At 64.9% G+C, this 1,288-nt stretch carries 2 protein-coding genes; both read left to right on the plus strand.

Annotated features, from left to right (window positions below; translation table 11 throughout):
- The first annotated feature begins 215 nt into the window (after positions 1-215).
- Positions 216-485 carry a hypothetical protein gene (locus tag BBH68_RS38685; protein ID WP_141713157.1) on the plus strand — a complete coding sequence of 90 codons (270 nt, stop codon included), beginning with the start codon at positions 216-218 and terminating at the stop codon, positions 483-485.
- Positions 482-838: a hypothetical protein gene (locus BBH68_RS41695; RefSeq protein ID WP_065968350.1), complete on the plus strand. Its 357-nt coding sequence runs from the start codon at positions 482-484 to the stop codon at positions 836-838. Before BBH68_RS38685 ends, BBH68_RS41695 begins: the two co-directional genes overlap by 4 nt.
- The last annotated feature ends 450 nt before the right edge of the window (positions 839-1,288 follow it).

Genomic DNA, 1,288 nt, shown 5'->3' on the forward strand with positions numbered 1-1,288 from the left:
CCTGCGACCCCTTGACCCCCAGCAGCGACCACTTTCCGCAACCAGCCGTAGCGTACGGTAGCGATCTGTTCAGGGTCATGCGCTCCCGTACGCCCCAGAAACACGACGTACCCCGCTCCCTCGGCCCCAAGTACCATCCTGGCACCACACCGCACGATATTCTGGTCGCACGTCGATCCTGGCGCTCGACGATGTGGAGTGAAGGAGGACGGGCTGTGAGGCGAGCCACCACCGCAGTGCTTCGCGCGAATGCCGCGACGATCCACCAGCTCGGGCGTCGCCACGGCCTGCACTGCTTCGCCCTGAGCGCCGAGCCCGGAGAGCTCGTGGCAACCCTGGACCCCGACCGCTCCTACTTCGACGTCACCAGTTTCGAGACGGACCTGTCCAGCATGCTCGGCGCCCTCGTGGAAGTCGTCCCGCGCGGCCCCGGTGTGGAGGTCGAGGAGGCCGAACCTCTGAGCGACCTGCGCGGGGCAGCGTGACCAACGCACGCACCGACCGGGAACACCGCGAACTGCTAGGCCTGACCGACGCCTCAGCAGCACTCGACCGAGCGCGCACCATCCTCCACGGGGGAACACCAAAACCAGGCGACGAGCGGCTCCTCGCTCTGGCCTACTGCATGCTCACCTTCGGTGAGATGCTCAAGCAAGCATCCCCCGGAACGGTGGTTCAGGCATACGGCGGCCCCATCGCACTACGCGACAAACTCGCTCACGTACCCCACCGTAAGCTCAATGCCGAGGTACTCGTCGCCTCCGTCGAACGAGCCACGACCGAGATCCTGCCCCTGATACAAGCCCGCATCCAGGACTTGAGCGACGTGCCCGCCTGACGCATGCCCAGACCGGCATGGGAGAACCCCATCTGGGGGGACAGGCGCATCCACAGCGAGTTCGGCGCTGCCCGACCCTGTTGCCTATTTGCTGTTTGGGCTGGTCGGGGTGTTGATCGTTGCGGCAGGCTGGTCTTCTCGTTCCCCTCGTGTTTCGCGGTTCTGGGTGGTCATGTTCCGGCGGCGGCCCAGGCGGTGAGGACGTGAAGGGTGTCTTTATTGCCGTATGGTGGTTGACCTGGGGCTTTGCGATCGCCCAAGGGTGGGCATGATCAGTGATCGTGGGTCTGCGGCTGTTTTACCTGATTTTCTGTCGACTACTGGGCTGCTTCCTGTTGCTGGGCCGCTCGACGGCCGCGAACAACGCCGAGATCCTTGCCCTTCGTCATGAGGTCGCTGTGCTTCGTCGGCAGGTACAGCGGCCGCGGCTCTCATGGGCTGATCGTGCCG

The sequence above is a fragment of the Streptomyces sparsogenes genome, assembly GCF_001704635.1.
GTDB lineage: Bacteria > Actinomycetota > Actinomycetes > Streptomycetales > Streptomycetaceae > Streptomyces > Streptomyces sparsogenes.